Genomic DNA, 18,054 nt, shown 5'->3' on the forward strand with positions numbered 1-18,054 from the left:
GCTTCCCGATGTGATCGAGCCCGCGCCCTGGGCACGCTCGCCGTGCGCTTCTCGGGGGCGCTGATCAACGCCCTGGTCATCGGGTGGTGCGCCCTCGCACTGCGGCGGGCGCACAACACGAGAACGGCACTCTGACGGGCGAGTTGAACCGGTGAGTCTCGGTTTCGCCCTCGGAGCTCCTGGTCCGGGCCTCCGGGCCTCCGGGCCTCCGGGGTGGAGCGGGCGGGCCTCAGCCGGTGGAGTCCAGGACTTCGTAGACATGCCTCATGTAGCTGAGGGTGCGCTCAGAGCCGAGGATTCCGTCGCCCAGCCGGTTCATCGTGTACGAGAACGTGACGCGCCGGTCGAGGTCCATCATGACGATCGAACCGCCCCGGCCGACCCAGAAGCAGATTCTTCCGGTGGGCATGTGCGGCATCGTCCTCGCATCGGCGAGCGCGAAGCCGATGCCCCAGCGCACGGGAACGCCCAGGAACAGGTCGACGCCGTCGGCCTGTACGTCGAGGGCCTTGTCCACCGTGTCCGCGGAGAGGAGCCGGTGGCCGTTCACCTGGCCGCGCCGTGAGATCACGGAGAGGGCACGGGCCATGCCTCGCGCGTTGCCGTGTCCGTTGACGGCTCCGAGTTCGGCACGACGCCACTGCGGGGTGTCGACGTGCTCGTCCCGGGCGGGGCTGCCGAGCAATGTCTTGATGAAGATCCCCTCGGGATCGAGACCGGCGGGCATCCCGGAGAGCTGCGACGGGGCCACCAGTTCGGCGATACGCGGCCAGTCGGCCTGCCGCGCACCGATCTGGACGTCGGCTTGTGACGGCTTGGCGATCTCGGTGTCGACGAACTCGGTCAGGGTACGGCCGCTGACCCGCCGGACGAGCTCTCCCACCAGCTGTCCCTGAGTCTGCACGTGGTAGCCCGAGGCACTGCCCGGCTCCCACCAGGGCGCCTGCGCGGCCAGCCGGGCGCTCGCGGTCGGCCAGTCGTACAGATCGTCGATGGTGAAGGGCTGCTGCCAGCCGGAGAGCCCCGAGGTGTGTGCCAGGACATGCCGCACCTCGATGTCCTGCTTGCCCTGAGCAGCGAATTCGGGCCAGTAATGCGCGACCGGGCGGTGCAGATCCAGTGCCCCCCGGTCGACGAGTACGAGGGCCGCCAGACTGCTGAGGGTCTTGGTGGTCGACCACAGGCTGACCAACGTGTCCTGGTGCCACGGAACTGTCCGCGCTTCGTCGGCATGCCCACCCCACAGATCGACTTCCATGACTCCGTCGACATCGACGGCGATCGACGCCCCCAACTCCTCGCCGCACTCCAGGTGCGCTGCCAGCGCCGCCCGGACCGGTTCGAACCGGGCAGTGCTCGTTCCTTCGACGATGACCATGTCTTTTTCCCATTCCTGACGACGACCGTTCGATCACTCAACGGAATGAACGTCACGCCGGTTCACGCTTCCTCGCAGGTGAGAGGCATGTGTGGTGGGCTCGTCCCGAGCCATCTGGCGCACACCGTGCTCAGCGCACCACAAGCCGCGTCTCCCTCGTGGACGAGGAAGCCGGCCAGCGCCTGGCCGCCGGCAAGAGACTGCCTCTCAGGACGGGTGGGATGGGGCGTGGCTGCAGGCGCCGTGGCCGGCGAAGGCGCCCCTGTCACCAGAGCGCATCGACGCTCGTCGGCGAAGTCATCGCGCCGGGTGACGTCCTGCTAGTGTCCTGTCCGGTATGCGGGCAGCGGACGACGGGGTCCTTGCCGCTCCGATCACCTGCTCCGGCCCCCACCTTGGCGGACAGGTCACCGCGACGGGGGCGCGCGGGTGTCCGGGTCTGCCGGCGCCCGGTTTTCGTCACCGCGGGAGCGGGTCGCCCACATGCCCGCGGGTCATGGTCAAGGATGTGCCCCCGATGGCGGCGCCGTCGAGCGGGATTCTGAGTGGGTACGGTGACAACTGTGAGGCACGGTCTCGACTTCGGGCTGCTGGGTCCGCTGGTGGTACGGCGAGCGGGCACGGTACTCGATCCGGGTCGGCGCAGGCAGCGGCTGTTGCTGATCCGCCTGCTGCTCGCCGACGGCCGGGCGGTCGCTCCGCAGACGCTGTGCGAGGAACTGTGGCCACAGCAGCCGGGAAGGACACCGGGCGGAGCGTTAGGCTCTCTGCACGCCCACATCAGCAAGGTTCGCGCGGTCCTGGAACCCCAACACCTGCGCCGACAGGGTGCCTTCGAGGTGCTGGTCACCGAACCCCTGGGCTACGCCCTGCGTGTGCCGCCCGAGAGCCGTGACACCGTGCGCTTCGAGCGGGCCCTTGCCCAGGCACACCGGTTCATGGAGCAGGGCCGGCCCGAAGGCGTCGTGGAAGAGGCGGGAAAAGCCCTGGAGATGTGGCGCGGCATCCCGTTCGCCGACGCCGCGCACCACCTGTTCGCCACCCACGAGGCAGCACGCCTGGAAGAACTGCGGCAGACCACCCGCGAGATCCGCACCACTGCCCTGCTCCTGCAAGGACGGATCACCGAAGCCCTGGACGCGGCACAGGAGATGACCACGGAGCATCCCCTGCGGGAAACCGGCTGGGCCCTGCTGCTGCGCGCCCTCTACCTCGTCGGCCGGCACCCCGAAGCGCTTCAGCGCTACACCGATCTGCGCCGGCACCTCGCCGACGAACTCGGCCTCGAACCCGGCCCATCCCTACGGGCTCTGCACCACGGCATCCTTCACCACGACCTGCCACCCCTTCACTCAGCCGATGAACTGCACAGATTCGGCGCGGCATCCGCCCCCGGCGGGAGTGCCGGGCACGGCCGCGATCCGAGCGGGGCGGCCATGTCCGGGATGCCGGACGATGGCGGGGCAAGCGCGCCCGTCGGCCCGGCCGCCGACGCACCGGCCGACGTGGCCGATCGGTCCGGTGCGAGGTGCGGCCCGGCCACGGATGATGAGGGAACCACGTCGCCGCCCCTGGCACGGCCGGCACAACTGCCGCGCAGTCTCCCGGTGTTCGCGGGGCGGGCGGCCGAGGGGGCGTGGCTGTCGGCCGTGAGCGGTGCACCGGGCCGGCCCGGACCGACCGCTGCCCCTGTCGTCGTCATCAGCGGTGCTCCCGGTGTCGGCAAGACCACCTTCGCCGTTCACCACGCCCACCGCGTCGCTCCCTCCTTCCCCGACGGTCAGCTTTTCGTCAACCTGTGCGGATTCCACCCCCACGCACCCGCCGTCGAACCCGGCAACGCCCTGCACGGCTTCCTCACCGCCCTCGGCGTTCCCGCCCAGCGCATCCCCGAAGACACCCCCGGCCGCAGCACACTCTTCCGCAGCCTCCTCGCCGACCGGCAGATCCTCCTCGTCCTGGACAACGCCCGCGACGAGCAACAAGTGCGCCCCCTGCTCCCCGCCGGAGCGGGCTGCCTCACCCTGATCACCAGCCGCAACCAACTCCCCGGCCTGATCACCACCGACGGCGCCAAGCCCCTCACCCTCCCACTGCCCTCACCAACCGAGGCCCACCAAGCCCTCGAACGACGCCTGGGAACCGAACGACTGGTCGCCGAGCCCACCGCCACAGCCGACATCATCCGCCTGTGCGGACGACTTCCCCTGGCCATGGCCGTGGTCGCAGCCCGTGCCGAACTCGATCCGTCCTTCCCCCTTCACGCCATCGCCGACGAGCTGCGACACACCCACGGCGGCCTCGACGCCTTCACCGGCTTCGACACGACCACCGACGTGCGCGCCGTCTTCTCCTGGTCGTACCAGTCCCTGGACGAGCCCACCGCCCGGCTCTTCCGCTTCCTGGCCCTGCACCCCGGCCCCCACATCACTGCCCCCGCCGCCGCCAGCCTCGCCGGCCTTCCCCTCCCTCGAACCCGCCGCGCACTCGCCGGGCTGGTCAGTTCCTGCCTCGTGGAACAACCACTGCCCGGCCGCTACAGCCTGCACGACCTCCTGCGGGGCTACGCCGCCGAACTGACCCACACCCACGACACCACCCAGGAACGCCACCACTCCACCCTCCGGGTCCTGGACCACTACATGTTCACCGCCCACGAGGCCAACCAGCTCCTGAAACACGACACAACGCCCGAGCTCGACCTCGGTGCACCCAACCCGGGCGTCACCCCGGAGAACCTCACCACCATCAAGCAGGCAACCCGATGGCTCACTGCCGAACACCGGGTGCTGAACGGCCTGCTCCACACCGCCGTCAGCCAGAAGCTGGACCACCACACCTCCGGGCTGGCCTGGTCGCTCAAGGACTATCTCTACCGCCAGGAATTCTGGCCCGAGGCCGTCACCGCACTGACCCCCGCTCTCGAAGTGGCCCGGCGCCAGAACAACCGTCTCGAAGAAGGCCGTTGCCTTCGCCACCTCGGCGGCGTCCACGGCTATCTCGGCCATCAGGAACAAGCCCTGCACCACCTGCGACTCGCCACCACGATCTTCGAAGAGCTCGACGCAACCGGTGACCTGGCCCGAGCTCACTACGTCACGGCGTGCGCGCTGTTCCTGTTCGGCCGGATCCAGGAGGCCGTGACGTCCTCCGAGCGGGGACTGGAGCTGTCCCGGGAGACAGGTGGAGAGTTGTGGTTGGCCGAGTGCCTCGTCGAACTCGCCTGGTTCCGCTCCAACCTGGGGCAGCTCGAGAAAAGCCTTCAGTACAGCGAGGAGGGCATCGCCTTGTTCCAGCGCCTGGACGCGCCGTGGCAGCTGGCCCAGGCCTGGGACGTTTCGGGCTACAACCTCCGTATGCTCGGCCGTTACGAGGAATCGGTCGCCACCTACCAGCGGGCGACGCGGGCGTTCGAGGAACTGGGCGACCACAGGAACGCCATCGGCTCACTGATGCGTCTGGGCGACACCCGGCTGGCCCTGGGCGATCGGGAAGGCGCACGAGCGGACTGGGTGCACGCCCTCGAAAGCGCCGATGAGCGAGCCATGTCGCACAGCGCCCAGCAGGTCCGTGACCGGCTCACCGCCCTGGACATGGACGCGGATCCCACGCCCACCGTGCCGGAGAGGGCGGCCGGGGGCCATAAGCTCCCGGTTCCGAGGAGTGGTGATCCTGCGCGCCAGGTGTATTGATCACGAGCGATGTCAACACCGACCGGGATGGTTCAGCAGATGATCACTCGTCCGCGCATCCGCTGAGCTCCAGCGGGCGCGGGCCTCCTCTCACCCGCAGGCAGGGGCGCAAGGCATCCCCACGTCGGCGGCCGGGTCGGGGTCGGCCAAGCAAGTGGTGCGAGGCTTCGAACGAGTCGTAACGGACTGCAGCGTTGCTTTGAGCCCCTCAACCTCGCGAATGCCTGACCACCTGGGCACAGGGTCGGCGAGCGAGGTGTCGCCACCTGGCCCGCGGCCCCGATGTGTAGGCGTTCGGTCTGCTGAACGTGGCGGGCGGCCCTCCGGTTCACCCTGTTCTCATTGCTGTCCTCGGAGATTTCGCCGAAGACAGCGTCAATGCTCTTCCGCCAACGGCCGACGGCTTCCTGGTCGCTGGCCATCCAGGTTTCCCATTCACTGAGTCACATGTGCCGACCGCCGGGCCCCACACAGCCCCTACGGGCCCGGTGTGCGACGCGGGCACTCAGCGCGTGAAAACGGCGTCCAGGGCGGCCGGTTCGCCGTGCGTCGGCAATCGTGCGGCGGATGCGCGGCGGCGGACCGGCCGATTGGTGCGGTGCCTGGTCGACGCGTACCAGCGCGTCATGACGGGTGTCGCGACGCGAGCGGGCGCCAGCTCCGCGCCCGCGGCCTGATCGCCAGGGCGGCGGTCCTTCGGTGTGCGATTCGGCCCGGAAGCGCGCTCCGCAGCGGACGCCAGGACTTGGCCGACGGCGGTCAGCGAGAGACGTCAAGGGCCACGACAAGGAGACGACAAGGTTTCGCCAAGGGCCCCCTACGAGGGTTGAGCCACTCGCCCGCGCATGCGGGAGAGCAGGCCACAGAACACTTGAACACGATTGGGTACCACCCATGAACGGGATCATGGAAGCGGGGACCACCCCCCTCGCTCCGGCTCGGGCGCATGCCCGGAACGTCACTGCGGACGCCGGCTGCGATGCCTTCATCCGAGACGTCTACGATCAGTACGGACTTCTGCTCGTCCGGTACGCCACGCGTCTGCTGGACGGCGACTGGCACAAGGCGGAGGACATCTTCCAGGAGACCGCGGCCCGTGCCTGGAAACACGCCCGGTTCCTGGGCACCCGCGGCGACCACATCCGTCCGTGGCTGTTCACCGTGGCCAGGAACCTTGTCATCGACCACCACCGGGCTCGGCAGATCAGGCCGCTTGAGCTGATGCCGGTCGAGGACCTGGACACATCCTGGGATGGCATGAATTCCACGATCACCTCCCACGCGGTGATGGAAGCACTGGGGGAGCTGAAAGAGCAGCATCGGACCATCATCCGCCTCATGTACTACCTGGAATGCAGCGTCGCCCAGGCAGCCGAGCACCTCGGCATACCGCCCGGCACCGTCAAGAGCCGTGCCTTCTACGCCGTGCGGGCACTGCGCAAGGCCCTGGAGAAACAAGACGTACTCGGCGAGTAGCCATGGCACGGGCCGGCTCCACAACGCTAAGGAGCCCATGTTCCTGTTCGAGCTCCAGGAGTGGTTCGGAACCCGGACGCCCGAAGCCACGGCCCACTACGCGAAGTGCACCCGAACACGCTGGCCAGGGCCTACAACGACGCCGGTTGCTGTGCCCGCAACGCCCGCAACGTCCGCGCAGTCGAAGTGCTCGTCGACCGTGACGCTGTCGCCTCCAGGGCCACCGCGAACGTCGAACCCCGGCAGTACTACGACCTCGGCCACGGCTGGTGCACCTACACCTTCTTCGAGTAGTGGCAGCACCGAATGGCCTGCGAACGCTGCGACTTCCACACACCGACGGCGTTCAGCAAGGGCCAACTCCTGGAGGCCGAGGAGAACCTGCAGGAGATGCTCGCGGCCATCCCTCTGAAGGACGACGAACGAGCCGCGGTGGACGACGGCCAAGCCGCCCTTGACCAGATACTGGAGCGACTCACCGAGGTCCGTACCCCGGCCGGGCCGACGCCCCAGGCAGATCGGGATCCCCGCCCGGGCCACCCTGGTGCCGGTCATTGAGATCAACCGGAGACTGACAGGGGAGTAGCACTCATCGGCCCAGCCGGTGCCGAACGTACTCCGGCTGGGCCTCACCGACCTCGATGCGGTTCTCGTCGAGTCCGTTGACGATCCGCAGACAGCCCCCAGCGAAGGCGAACTCCACCGCCACCGTTCCAGCCGCCAGGTCACGGCCTGCCGGCCGCCACTCAAGGAGTGCGACCTCGCGCATTTCCTGGCCGACGAACGGTTCGAGGCGCTCATCGCGCTGAGACCACTGGGGGGCCAGCTCGAACCACTCCCACCCGGCGATGTCCGCCGCGGTGTCGATCGTGCCCCAGCCGATCGAGAGCTCGTCGAGCTTCCAGTGGCAGACCTCCACTTGGATGCCGTCGAAGTCCAGCACCACCGGGCAGTCGGCGAACCAGTCCCCGTCCTCGGCGAACCGCACCACGGCGAACCCCGTCAACCGCCTACCGGCGAGCGTCGCCAGACGTGATCCGTGCGCCTGCCGAATCGCATCGAGCCCGACCAGGAGGGACGGCTCGAAACCAGAGATCCCCATGTCCACAGCCTGAGTCTCTCGGCCTTCTGCCCAGTCGGCCAACACATATCGGCCTGCGGGATCCTCCCGGAGCGGCCGGGGGAAGAAGAGGAGATGTCAAGCTGGCGGCCGACACTGCGGCCATCGTCCCGCGCGGGCGGTGGCACCGCCTCGCACTGGACAGCCCCAGCGACATCATGTCCGTCACCCGGCCGCGTGGCAGCCGTCTGGAGAAGCGAACCGAAGCCGAACTTGATCTTTAACGTTCGGCCTCGAATGGTGCGTCGAACTTGATCAATCGGTCCGGTAGCTGCCGCACACAGTAGCTGCATTCGCCAACCCGCTCACTCCCTCCGACGGGCCCGCCGCACCTTCGCCCAGACCGTCCAGCTCCTGGAGCTCTTCCTCCAACGCCAAGGCCGCGCGCCCGTCGCTCGCGAGCCATCCGCGTCGACGGTGACACCGTCAAGATCGGCGGATGGCTCGCCAAAGGCCGCACGAAACGCCGCGCGAGGCAACCCCCTGACGACCGCGTGTGCCTGGTCGCCGCCTTCTTCGAGGGGGGCTGGGCGGACGATGGTGCACCTGACGCTGCTGTCGCCCACCCCTTCCGGTAACACCTGTTACCATGTCGGTATGGCCAAGACACAGCTGGGCGCGCGCGTGGACGAAGAAGTCGCGGAACTTGCGAAGAAACGCGCCGCGGACCTCGGACTGAGCATCGGCGACTACCTCGCCCGGCTCGTGCACGATGACGCCAGCGGCCTGCGCGCCCGCGCGGTCGACGGCGCCGCCCGCTTCCTGGCCGAACATCAGAGCGTCTTCGACGAAGCCGAGGACGCCCAGCACGCACCGCGGGGAGCACGCGCGGCCTGATGGATCTGAACATCGACGTGCCCTGGATCCTGCAGGTTGCCGAGGCGGCTGGAGCGAACGATCCGGCACCTGACGACTACGGCGTTCCCATCTCGGCGGTGGCCCGCCACCAGGCCGAGCTGTTCGAGCAGGCCGTCTACGACGGCCCCTACGCCAAGGCCGCCGCCCTGGTGCACACGCTGGGCCGGTGCCGCTGGCTGGAGCGCTCCAACCTCGCCGTGGCCGCCGCATCGGGCGTGATGTACCTCGAGGCCGCCGGAATCACGGTCAAACCCGCCCGCGAGGACGCCATCGCTCTCAAGGACCTGCTTTTGGACCCGGCCTGCACCGCCGGGAGGATCGCCGCCCTGCTGCGAGCCTGGCCCACCACCACCTGAAGCGACTCGCTGGCCCGCCCCGCACACTGGGGCGGGCCTCGCTGCGGCAGGACACCAACCACCGGGGGAGGAAGCGCAGATGGATGTGGGCTCGGTGCTCGGCAACATAGGCCGGGTCGCGGCCGGGGTGGGCCGGTTCGTGTGGCAGGCGATGACCGCGCCGACCACGGGCACAGAGGATGACGCCCGGTTCGAGATCGACAGGCTCGCGGAGAAGATCGAAGGCGAGGTACCGGAGGAGCTGCGGGACCTGGCCTGGGGTCTGGTCCTGGAGGCGCTGTACGAGGTCCCCCGGGAGATCGAGCAGTTGGTGGAGGAACACCAGAGGCCGGACGACGAGGAGGCCGACGAGCCGTCGACCAAGTCCTGATGCCGGAATCCGGAGGGCCCGTCACCCCCCACAAGGAGCGACGGGCCCTGCGGCCTACCGGGGAACGGCGCCTACATCCCGTCTCGGCGGCGTAACCGCCGGGCGGACCGTGCCCGTCCGGCGGGAGTTCAGCCCTGGTCCTGGGGCTGTTCGCGGGACTCCTGCAAGCTGACTCCCATGCGCCAGGACATCGCCCGGGACAAGGCGCTGGCGTGACGCGAGGAGTCGGGGGCGGAGATCCGCTGGGGGAGCGGCGGCAAGCACCGGCGTCAGGTGAAGGACGGGTTGCTCGTCGCGTTGTTCCGGCACTACGAGTCGAGAGCAGTCGAGTCGAAGCCGCTCCTTCATGATCATGCGTTGGTGTCGATCTGTGCCCGGCTGCCGGACGTCAGGGGGACGTGGGGGAACTTGTCGGCGGACTCGATGCTGGAGCACATCGTGGCGGCCGGCACCCCGTATTCCCTCTACTTCATGGAGGAGGTATCCGCCCGGTTCGGGTGGGCGTGGGAGTCGCGCGAGGTGACGCCAGGCAAGCGCCCGGTATGTAAATCGCGGGCCTCGGCCGGCGCCTCATCGGGACCAGCCCGCGCTGCAGCGTCCTCAACGCTGAGCTTCAGCGAGTCAGACTGCCAGGTCGTCAACCATCGGTGAGATCGCTCAGCCTTCACTGAGACAGGACGTCTGCCGTCCGTGATGGTCGCGGGTCGGTATCGGCACCCGGCGTAGTTGGTGGGGCGCGTCATTCGAACCGTGCGGTATTCCTGCCCGGTGCCGGCCCGGTCAGGAGTGCCCTGATGGCGCCCCGGTCTGCGGGAAGGCCGATGTCGTCGAACCATGAGGTGATGAGCTGGGTGTGTCGCCAGCACACGTCGCGGTCGGCGAGAGCGCTCAGATAGCGGTGCTGAGCGAGAGTGAGGTTGGTGCCCTGGTCATAGCCGGAAGGGAAAGCTGCTGCGAGTAGCGGTCCCCAGTCTTGGGCGACGGTGAGGTTGCTGCAGAACGGCACAGAGGCCATGGCGGCTGGCAGGAGCTCCTCGAAGTCGGCAGCGCGTTCGATGGCCACGGACAGAAGGGCATATCGCAGACGGCCTTCGATATGCGGAAGCGGTTCCCCGGCCCAGGGATCAGCGGCGGTGGGTTCGAGGAACCAGGAGTCGATGACTTCGGGTTCGAGTAGAGCGTGGAGGATTGTTCGCGTCGCATTGGTGTTGTCGGCGCATGCGGGTGACAGGGCGGCGCAGGCACGGATGGCGGGGTCGGGGTCCTCGAGCCAGATCGTGGTGTCCTGGCCCCACGTGCCGATGGTCAAGATGGTGTTGGCGCGTTCCCGCCGGTCGGTGCTTTCGAGCAGCAGCCGTCGCAGAATTCGGGTGGTTCTGGAGATGCGACTTGCCAGCTCAGGGGCTTGAACTAGCGCTGCGGTGGTGCGGAGGGCAGCAGCGCGGACGGTGGGGTCAGGGGCCAAGAGGTGAGCGGAGACGGCGTCGTGGATCGTGCCGCGGACGGCGCGGACCGAATCGGTGACGCCCGGATCATTGCCGTCCTCCTCCTCCTCGCTCGTCTCGCCGTATGCCGCCGAATCCGCGATCTGACCCAGCCATTCCAGCAAGGCAGCACGCAGCGGTCGAGGCTGGTCATCCCAGGTGGAGTAGTTCTCGTGGCGGGCGAGGGTGCGGGGGTCGTTCAACACCGCGGATACGTACAGGGCGGCTGGCGCCGTCGCGCTGTAAAGGGACTCCTGATGCAGGACGGACATGTCCAGCAGCTCCAGCGCCCCCGCTTGCACCTCCGGGTCCTCGTCCAGGAGCTGAAGCAGGCGAAGTGGAGTGTCCTGCGCAACCCCGTAGGCATGCTCAAGTTCGGTCCAGTCCGTTCCCTCGATCGCGGAACGTGGATCAGGCAATGGCCCATGGAGCGTCTGATCGGCACTCTGGTAGTCATCCTGGCTCGTCACAGGGCAAGGATCGCCCCTGCCACTGACACGCCTCGCGGTCGGGTATGGGAGGGACTCCAGCAGGCCCGATGCCTGCGGGGGCGTCCCGGTTGTGGGCGAGATGCGGCCGGCGATGTCTTTCCAGTGGAGGGTGTAGTCGCACCAGCGGTCCAGGAGCACTTCGTCGTGTCCCACGGCGAGCAGGCCGGCGCCGGTGGCGGCGCGGTAGTCCTGGACGGCGGCCACCAGCGCGGCGGTGGGGGACGCGTCCGGCATGGCGATCATCTCGTCGCGGATCAGCCAGCGTGAGCGTCGCACGAGCCAGGCAGGCGCGTTGCAGCTGGCCGTCGCTGACCTACATGTGACTTAACGGTTCCCCGGAACTGACTGACTGTTCCATAGCGCTATGGCTGCCGCTAGTGCGGTGACCGCAAATGGGTTCGCCGAGTGACGATTGGAGCGATGCGAAGGGCAGTTAAAAGGTGGACATTTGCGTGAGGATTCCGGGTGTGATCGGCCATCTTGTGACTTTCCTGTTCGGCCTGGGGTGGACGGGCTCTTACCGATGTTGCGCCGACGCCGACCGGCCGAAGTGGAACTGACTGCTGCGGTACGGAAGTCGGTGACCGGGTTCGGGGAGGAGGCGGCCGCTTTGGAGTTCGATGCCAAGGCCCTGTCGCCACCCCCGCTGCGGGCATCTTCCTCTGGGCCGCCCGCTGATCCAGACGAAACGCCCTAGTCGTCGAACTCGAAGCCTGATGTCTCCGCACGGGCAACAATCTCGCGAACGGCGCTGGGACTTGAGATCACGGTTTCAAGAGCAGCTCTGAGCTGCGCGAGGTCACTTGAGCTCCCGAGCGCACAGAACATGCCGCCCTCGCTGTCGAAATCGAGGCGCTCAGCAATATCTGGCCAGGCGAACTGCACAAGTCCTTCCCAGAAGTACCCACTTGGCTCGTGCCCGGTGGCAAGTACTGCAGCATCGGCGACCAGGTCACCGACAGAGAGCGTCAGCGAGTACTCGCCGTCAAAGTCATGCAGGGTGATCGTCACAGCGCGATCCTCCCACGCCCAGTGCACAGGCAGTCCAACTCACCGAACCGCTTGTCTGCTCTTGCCCCTGGTGAACCTTCCCGTCACAGCACTAGCGTGCCCGAGCGAGACAGGTACAGGCCCGAGGGTGTCGATCCGGTACCGGTCGTCCGTGTCGAGCAGCAGATAGCCGGTCAGCTGCCACGCGTCCGCTTGGCTCAGGCTGCGGGTGTACTGGGTGCTTTTACGGTCGAGCTTTCGACCCCATGGGATTGACGTTGGGGCAGGGTGTGGACGACGTGCGGCGGGAGGTGTCTCTGACACTGCACCTGCGAGGATGAGGGGGCAGCCGCGACCAGCTGAAAGGGGTCCCCCGTGACCGGGATTCAGGAAGGACTGTGCCTCTTGGGTCCCGCCATGGTGACCGTGTTCGTCATCGGCGCGGGCAACGAACCGCTGCCGCCGCAGGCGTTCCAACTCGCCGGACTCGTGCCCGACGAGGTGCACCCGTTCATGTTGATGGAGCAGCCCACGGCGATCGCCCCCTTGGGCCTCATGTCGTACGACCTCACCTTCCGCGACACCTCGCTCCCCCTGCACGTCTACACGCGCGAGACGTTGCGCCGCCTGTGCGCGGACGGCCGAGCCGTGGCCTGGGCCGGCTTCGAGGGGTCGTTCCACTACGACCACCTCCTCACCGAGGACATGGCATCCTCGGTCTACGGATGCTGCGTGAGCGGCGCTGAGCCCGAGGTCGCACGGGACTTCACGATCCTGCGCGGCGCGGCTTGGAGGAAGCGGATAGCCGAAACCCGCGCGGCCCTGGAAGAACTTCTGCGTCAGCCTTGAGCTGCCGCTCTGCGCTTTCCTGGCAGTCCACACATTTCCGCCGTTGGTTGTGTACACATCACTCGATCGTTACCGTGACCGCATGACAGGTCGGGGGATGCGGTGGGTGGGGCTGGCCGGGGGGTTGGTGGCGTCGCTGGCCGCGATGTCCAGCGTGGTGTTGCCGTGGGTGAGGGGCGGCGAACGCTCAATTCCTGGCGTGGATGCAGGTGAGCGCCTGGAGTCCTACGTCAGCGATGCGATCCTGCCGGTCGTGCAGTTCTACCTGGTTCCCGCGTTCGCGTGGTCGTTGGTCGCCCTTCTGCTGGCAACGACAGTGGGAGTACGGGCGCCCTGGGCTCGGTTCGTGGCTGCCGCCGTCGCGTTGCTGCCCACGGCCCTCCTGGGCTTGGGGATAGTGACAGCTGCTGATCCGGGGCCTCAAGCCGAGGCGTATGAGGTGCGGTCACAATGGATATGTGCGGCTGTGATCGCCGTGCTGCTGCTCCTGCTCCTGGCCGCGGTGGTTGCCCTGTTGCGCCGCGTGTACTGGATCTATCACTGGTTCGTCGTCATGTTCCTCGTGGGGCTTGGGGCCCTGCACCTTGTTGCGATCGGTCTCCTTGCGGCCACGCTGCACTCTGATGTGCAGGTCACCGGCTTCGCATGGCTGACTGGTGTCGGATACATCCTGGCGGGCGTCTTCGCCGCCATCGGGACACGTGGAGCGGCCGCGTTGGCTGAGGAAGATCGGTGTCAGCCGTGAAGCGCCGTTGTCCCTTGGACGGCCTGGTCGGACAGGATTCCTGACTGGGCGATCGGGCGAGGATCGGTGTCCCGGCCGCCGTGCCGCTCGTGGGCCGTGTGGCTTGGCGGCTCGGCTGGTGGGTGATTCAGCAGGCCATGGTGCGGACGAGGTCGAGGTCCAGCTCGGTGTTCGGCTTGCGCAGGGTGAAGAGCCACGGGCCGCTGCAAGCGCCGCGAGAAGGCACAGCCCGAGGCTGTGTCGCGGTACGAGGTGTGCGTCGGCCGGACAGAGGTTGGGCAGCCCCCGGCGTGCAGCGCGCACCGGGCCACCGTCACCGGCGACGCGGCAGGTCCAGCTGGTGCGACGACGATCTCTGCGCCACACCGCACCTCGCCTCCCCGCCGACTACCGCCTGCAGCACCGCCACGGCAGTCAGGTCACGGTACGCCGACACGAGCCGCGACCACGTCCTGCCCGCGGTCGCCCCGCCTCCGCGACCTGCCAGTGCTCAACGGTTGTCTGTCCCCGGATATCCGGCAGTCGGGCCATCTGACCCGGCGGCTCGCCCGCCCCCGCTCCCGCCCCGCCTTCCCCCTGTCACCCAGGTTCGGCCGTGGTGCCGCGCAGGACGAGGCGGGGGGCGAGGACGACCTCGCGGGGTTCGGTGCGTTTCTGGTCGAGGCGCTCGACCGCGGCGGTCACCGCGTGCCGGGCCTGTTCCTGGGCGCTCTGGCTGACGGTGGTCAAGTTGAAGCAGCTCAGCCGGGAGAGCGTGTCGTCGTCGTAGCCGACGACGGAGACCCGGCCCGGGACGGCGACGCCGGCGCGGGTCAGGACGGCCAGTACCCCGATGGCCGACTGGTCGTTGAACGCGACGACCGCGCTGGGTAGTTGGGGGCCGTGGAGGAGGTGGCGGGCGGCGTGCTCGCCGGCCGCCTCGGTCTGGTCGCCGGTGAGTACCCGGATGTGCTCGCCCAGTCCGTGGCGGCGCATGGCGGTTCGGTAGCCGCGGCGCCGGTCGGTGGCGATGACGCCCTTGCCGCCGTCGACGTAGACGATCTCGCGGTGACCGAGACCGACGAGATGGTCGACGATCTGGCCCACGCCGTCGTCGTCCGCGGTGCGTACGACGTCCAGGACGGCGTCGGCGATGCGGCGGCCGACGGCGATGACGGGGGCCTTGTTGTCGAGGGCGGCGAGCGTGTCGGCGGGCGAGGTCGGGCCGAGCAGGATCAGTGCCTCGCTGCGGAAGGCCAGGAGTGTCTCCACCGCGGTCTGTTCGTCGCGGGTGCGGGTGAGCGTGCTGAGGACGAGGTCGTAGCCGACCTCCTCGGCCGCGGTGTGCAGGTGCTCGACCAGTTCGGCATGGAACGGGCTGCGGATGTCGACCATGACGCCGAGCAGTCGGCTGCGCCGGCTGGCCAGTGTGCTGGCGGTGCGGTCCACCTGGTAGCCGAGGTCGGCAGCCGCCTTGAGGACACGCTGCCGGGTTCGCTCGCTGGGGCCGGGCACCCCGCGCAGCACCAGGGACACCGACGCCGTGGACACGCCCACCCGCGCGGCTACGTCCTCCAACCGCGGACGCTTGTGCCCGCCGTTGCGGTGACGCATGGAACCACTGTCGGCCACTTGTACCTCCGCGCGGCAAATCTCCTCGAGCAACACCCTTGACACGATCACGAAACAAGGCTGATAGTACCAGGACTTAAAGCGCTTTAAATTGTCCTGACGTTCTGAAGAGCTCAGCCAGTGAGCGCGAGGCCGCACAACGGCCTCGGCGACATCGGCCTCCTCGCTCCACCACTGCTCCCGAGGCCTTGATCGCCACTCCTCTCCGGTGGCCCACCCGAAAATCCGCGGATCCCCCTCTCTCCTCCATGCACAGTGAGGTGCACGCCCATGACCCGCACACCGCTTCCCCGCTCCCGCAGAATCGCCCCCGCAGTGGCGGTGGCCGCCGCGGCCGCCCTGACCCTCGCGAGCTGTTCCAGCAGCTCGGGCGGGAAGAAGGCCGAGGAGAGCGCCGGCGACGTCTCCGCCGGCAAGGCCTCCACACCGCGCATGACGATCGCGATGGTCACCCACGCGCCCTCCGGCGACACCTTCTGGGACACCATCCGCAAGGGCGCCGAAGCCGCCGCGGCAAAGGACAACGTCAAGCTGATCTACTCCAACGACGAGACCGCCGGTGACCAGGCCAACCTGGTGCAGAACGCGATCGACCAGAAGGTCGACGGCATCGCGGTCACCCTCGCCAAGCCCGACGCCCTGAAGGACGTGGTCGCCAAGGCCAAGAAGGCTGGCATCCCCGTTGTCGGCCTCAACGCGGGCCTGGGCGTCTGGAAGCAGCAGGGTCTGCTGTCGTTCTTCGGCCAGGACGAGTCCGTCTCCGGCGAGGCCCTCGGCTCCAAGCTCAACGGCTCCGGCGCCAAGCACGCCCTGTGCGTGATCCAGGCCCAGGGCGACGTCAACCTCCAAGAGCGCTGCGACGGCGTGAAGAAGACCTTCAGCGGCAAGACGGACATCCTCTACGTCAACGGCACGGACATGCCGTCGGTGAAGTCGACCATCACGGCCAAGCTGAAGCAGGACTCCTCGATCGACGAGGTGGTCACCCTCGGCGCACCCATCGCGCTGACGGCCACGCAGTCGGTCTCCGAGTCGGGCAGCAAGGCCAAGGTCGCGACCTTCGACCTGAACAAGGCCCTGGTGTCCGCCATCGAGGAGGGCACCATCCAGTTCGCGGTCGACCAGCAGCCCTTCCTGCAGGGCTACCTGGCCGTCGACTCCCTCTGGCTCTACAAGACCAACGGCAACTTCAGCGGCGGCGGCCAGCAGCCCGTGCTGACCGGCCCGGCCTTCGTCGACAACTCCAACGTCGACGCCGTCGCCCGGTTCGCCGCCAAGGGAACCCGGTGATGAGCGTGACCCATCAGGCTGCGCCGGCGGTGACCACACCGCCGGCCTCCGGCCCGAAGCAGACCGGTGGCAAGGCCTCTCAACGCCCCCTGATGTTGCGGTTGTTGGCCCGCCCCGAGGTGGGTGTCTTTCTCGGCGCCGCCGCGGTGTACGTGTTCTTCCTGATCGCGGCACCGCCGGTGCGTGACGGCAGCTCGATGTCCAACATCCTGTACCAGTCGTCGACCATCGGCATCATGGCCCTGCCGGTCGCCCTGCTGATGATCGGCGGCGAGTTCGACCTGTCGGCTGGTGTCGCCGTGATCACCTCGGCGCTCACCGCGGCCATGCTCAGCTTCCAGCTGACCACGAATGTCTGGGTCGGTGTGATCGCCGCCCTGCTGGTCTCGCTGGGAGTTGGCTTCTTCAACGGCTGGCTGCTGGTGAAGACCGGGCTGCCGAGCTTCCTGGTCACCCTGGGCACCTTCCTGATCCTGCAGGGCGTCAACCTGGCGGTGACCAAGCTGGTCACCGGCAATGTCGCCTCCGATGACATCAGCGACATGGACGGCTTCGACCAGGCCCGTGAGCTCTTCGCCTCGTCCTTCGCGGTGGGCGGCGTCCAGGTGAAGATCACGGTCGTGTGGTGGCTGGTCTTCGCGGCGATCGCCACGTGGGTGCTGCTGCGCACCAAGTACGGCAACTGGATCTTCGCGGTGGGCGGCAGCAAGGAGAGCGCGCGGGCCGTCGGTGTGCCGGTGACGTTCACCAAGATCTCCCTGTTCATGCTGGTCGGCCTCGGCGCCTGGTTCGTCGGCATGCACCAGCTGTTCTCCTTCAACACCGTGCAGTCCGGCGAGGGCGTGGGCCAGGAACTCATCTACATCGCCGCGGCCGTCATCGGCGGCTGCCTGCTGACCGGCGGCTACGGCTCCGCGATCGGCCCGGTCTTCGGCGCCTTCATGTTCGGCATGGTCCAGCAGGGCATCGTCTACGCCGGCTGGAACCCCGACTGGTTCAAGGCATTCCTCGGCGTGATGCTCCTCGGTGCCACGCTCATCAATCTGTGGGTCAGCCGCGCGGCGACCCGGAGGTGACCCACCCCATGACAACGACCCACGACGCGACCCCCGAAGACACCCTCGCCAGGGACACGGAAGCCCAGGACGACGCCCCGGTCGTCGAACTGAAGGCCACGGGCAAGTCGTACGGCAACGTCCGCGCCCTGCACAGCGTCGACCTCCAGGTCCGGCCCGGCCGTGTCACGTGCGTCCTCGGCGACAACGGCGCCGGCAAGTCCACCCTCATCAAGATCATCTCCGGGCTGCACCAGCACACCGAGGGCGACTTCCTCGTCGACGGCAC

The 18,054-nt window shown here is 68.2% G+C and carries 16 protein-coding genes and 2 pseudogenes; 13 read left to right on the top strand and 5 right to left on the bottom strand.

Annotation, left to right across the window (positions count from 1 at the left end; genetic code table 11):
* Nucleotides 1-229: 229 nt before the first annotated feature.
* Complete coding sequence (locus tag KUM49_RS39195; protein ID WP_217241706.1) at nucleotides 230-1,378, bottom strand: serine hydrolase domain-containing protein; 1,149 nt, start codon at nucleotides 1,376-1,378, stop codon at nucleotides 230-232.
* A gap of 563 nt (nucleotides 1,379-1,941) precedes the next feature.
* On the opposite strand from KUM49_RS39195, the gene KUM49_RS39200 reads away from it, so the two are divergent.
* The 4 genes from KUM49_RS39200 to KUM49_RS49240 all read left to right on the top strand — a co-directional run bounded on the left by KUM49_RS39200 (nucleotide 1,942) and on the right by KUM49_RS49240 (nucleotide 7,104).
* Nucleotides 1,942-5,070, top strand: coding sequence for a BTAD domain-containing putative transcriptional regulator (locus KUM49_RS39200; RefSeq protein WP_217241707.1), 3,129 nt, complete (start codon nucleotides 1,942-1,944; stop codon nucleotides 5,068-5,070).
* An 894-nt stretch (nucleotides 5,071-5,964) separates the two neighbouring features.
* Nucleotides 5,965-6,546, top strand: coding sequence for a sigma-70 family RNA polymerase sigma factor (locus KUM49_RS39205; RefSeq protein WP_217241708.1), 582 nt, complete (start codon nucleotides 5,965-5,967; stop codon nucleotides 6,544-6,546).
* Nucleotides 6,547-6,651: 105 nt separating this feature from the next.
* Complete coding sequence (locus KUM49_RS49235) at nucleotides 6,652-6,840, top strand: hypothetical protein (RefSeq protein WP_254402453.1); 189 nt, start codon at nucleotides 6,652-6,654, stop codon at nucleotides 6,838-6,840.
* 12 nt (nucleotides 6,841-6,852) lie between these two features.
* The gene (locus tag KUM49_RS49240) at nucleotides 6,853-7,104 is read left to right on the top strand and encodes a hypothetical protein (protein WP_254402454.1); all 252 of its coding nucleotides are present in this window, start codon (nucleotides 6,853-6,855) and stop codon (nucleotides 7,102-7,104) included.
* Between the two features lie 31 nt (nucleotides 7,105-7,135).
* On the opposite strand, the gene KUM49_RS39215 is transcribed toward KUM49_RS49240, so the two are convergent.
* A complete protein-coding gene (locus KUM49_RS39215; protein ID WP_254402455.1) occupies nucleotides 7,136-7,648 on the bottom strand; it encodes a hypothetical protein in 513 nt (170 codons plus the stop codon).
* Between the two features lie 615 nt (nucleotides 7,649-8,263).
* Here KUM49_RS39215 and KUM49_RS39220 point away from each other — a divergent pair.
* From KUM49_RS39220 to KUM49_RS39235, 4 genes and pseudogenes are all read left to right on the top strand, one after another.
* A complete protein-coding gene (locus KUM49_RS39220) occupies nucleotides 8,264-8,503 on the top strand; it encodes a hypothetical protein (RefSeq protein WP_217241710.1) in 240 nt (79 codons plus the stop codon).
* Complete coding sequence (locus tag KUM49_RS39225) at nucleotides 8,503-8,880, top strand: fic family toxin-antitoxin system, toxin component (protein ID WP_217241711.1); 378 nt, start codon at nucleotides 8,503-8,505, stop codon at nucleotides 8,878-8,880. Before KUM49_RS39220 ends, KUM49_RS39225 begins: the two co-directional genes overlap by 1 nt.
* A 79-nt stretch (nucleotides 8,881-8,959) precedes the next feature.
* Nucleotides 8,960-9,250, top strand: coding sequence for a hypothetical protein (locus KUM49_RS39230; protein WP_254402456.1), 291 nt, complete (start codon nucleotides 8,960-8,962; stop codon nucleotides 9,248-9,250).
* A gap of 177 nt (nucleotides 9,251-9,427) precedes the next feature.
* Nucleotides 9,428-9,828 (top strand): annotated as a pseudogene (locus tag KUM49_RS39235) (relaxase domain-containing protein); the annotation flags it as partial.
* 1,487 nt (nucleotides 9,829-11,315) lie between these two features.
* Here KUM49_RS39235 and KUM49_RS39240 read toward each other — a convergent pair.
* Nucleotides 11,316-11,538 (bottom strand): annotated as a pseudogene (locus KUM49_RS39240) (ABC transporter ATP-binding protein); the annotation flags it as partial.
* Between the two features lie 380 nt (nucleotides 11,539-11,918).
* Complete coding sequence (locus KUM49_RS39245) at nucleotides 11,919-12,236, bottom strand: Imm51 family immunity protein (protein WP_217241712.1); 318 nt, start codon at nucleotides 12,234-12,236, stop codon at nucleotides 11,919-11,921.
* Nucleotides 12,237-12,590: 354 nt separating this feature from the next.
* Between KUM49_RS39245 and KUM49_RS39250 the strand changes: the two genes are divergently transcribed.
* Both KUM49_RS39250 and KUM49_RS39255 read left to right on the top strand, forming a co-directional pair.
* The gene (locus KUM49_RS39250) at nucleotides 12,591-13,064 is read left to right on the top strand and encodes a hypothetical protein (RefSeq protein ID WP_217241713.1); all 474 of its coding nucleotides are present in this window, start codon (nucleotides 12,591-12,593) and stop codon (nucleotides 13,062-13,064) included.
* Between the two features lie 145 nt (nucleotides 13,065-13,209).
* Complete coding sequence (locus KUM49_RS39255; protein WP_217241714.1) at nucleotides 13,210-13,809, top strand: hypothetical protein; 600 nt, start codon at nucleotides 13,210-13,212, stop codon at nucleotides 13,807-13,809.
* 579 nt (nucleotides 13,810-14,388) lie between these two features.
* On the opposite strand, the gene KUM49_RS39260 is transcribed toward KUM49_RS39255, so the two are convergent.
* Nucleotides 14,389-15,402: a LacI family DNA-binding transcriptional regulator gene (locus KUM49_RS39260; protein ID WP_217241715.1), complete on the bottom strand. Its 1,014-nt coding sequence runs from the start codon at nucleotides 15,400-15,402 to the stop codon at nucleotides 14,389-14,391.
* 288 nt (nucleotides 15,403-15,690) lie between these two features.
* On the opposite strand from KUM49_RS39260, the gene KUM49_RS39265 reads away from it, so the two are divergent.
* The 3 genes from KUM49_RS39265 to KUM49_RS39275 all read left to right on the top strand — a co-directional run.
* Nucleotides 15,691-16,710 carry a sugar ABC transporter substrate-binding protein gene (locus KUM49_RS39265; protein ID WP_217241716.1) on the top strand — a complete coding sequence of 340 codons (1,020 nt, stop codon included), beginning with the start codon at nucleotides 15,691-15,693 and terminating at the stop codon, nucleotides 16,708-16,710.
* The gene (locus KUM49_RS39270; RefSeq protein WP_217241717.1) at nucleotides 16,710-17,786 is read left to right on the top strand and encodes an ABC transporter permease; all 1,077 of its coding nucleotides are present in this window, start codon (nucleotides 16,710-16,712) and stop codon (nucleotides 17,784-17,786) included. Before KUM49_RS39265 ends, KUM49_RS39270 begins: the two co-directional genes overlap by 1 nt.
* The coding region (locus KUM49_RS39275) for an ATP-binding cassette domain-containing protein (RefSeq protein WP_374200258.1) at nucleotides 17,756-18,054 on the top strand (299 nt) is incomplete at its 3' end. The genes KUM49_RS39270 and KUM49_RS39275, both read left to right, overlap by 31 nt.

It is taken from the genome of Streptomyces sp. AC555_RSS877 (genome assembly GCF_019049245.1).
Classification (GTDB): Bacteria; Actinomycetota; Actinomycetes; order Streptomycetales; family Streptomycetaceae; genus Streptomyces.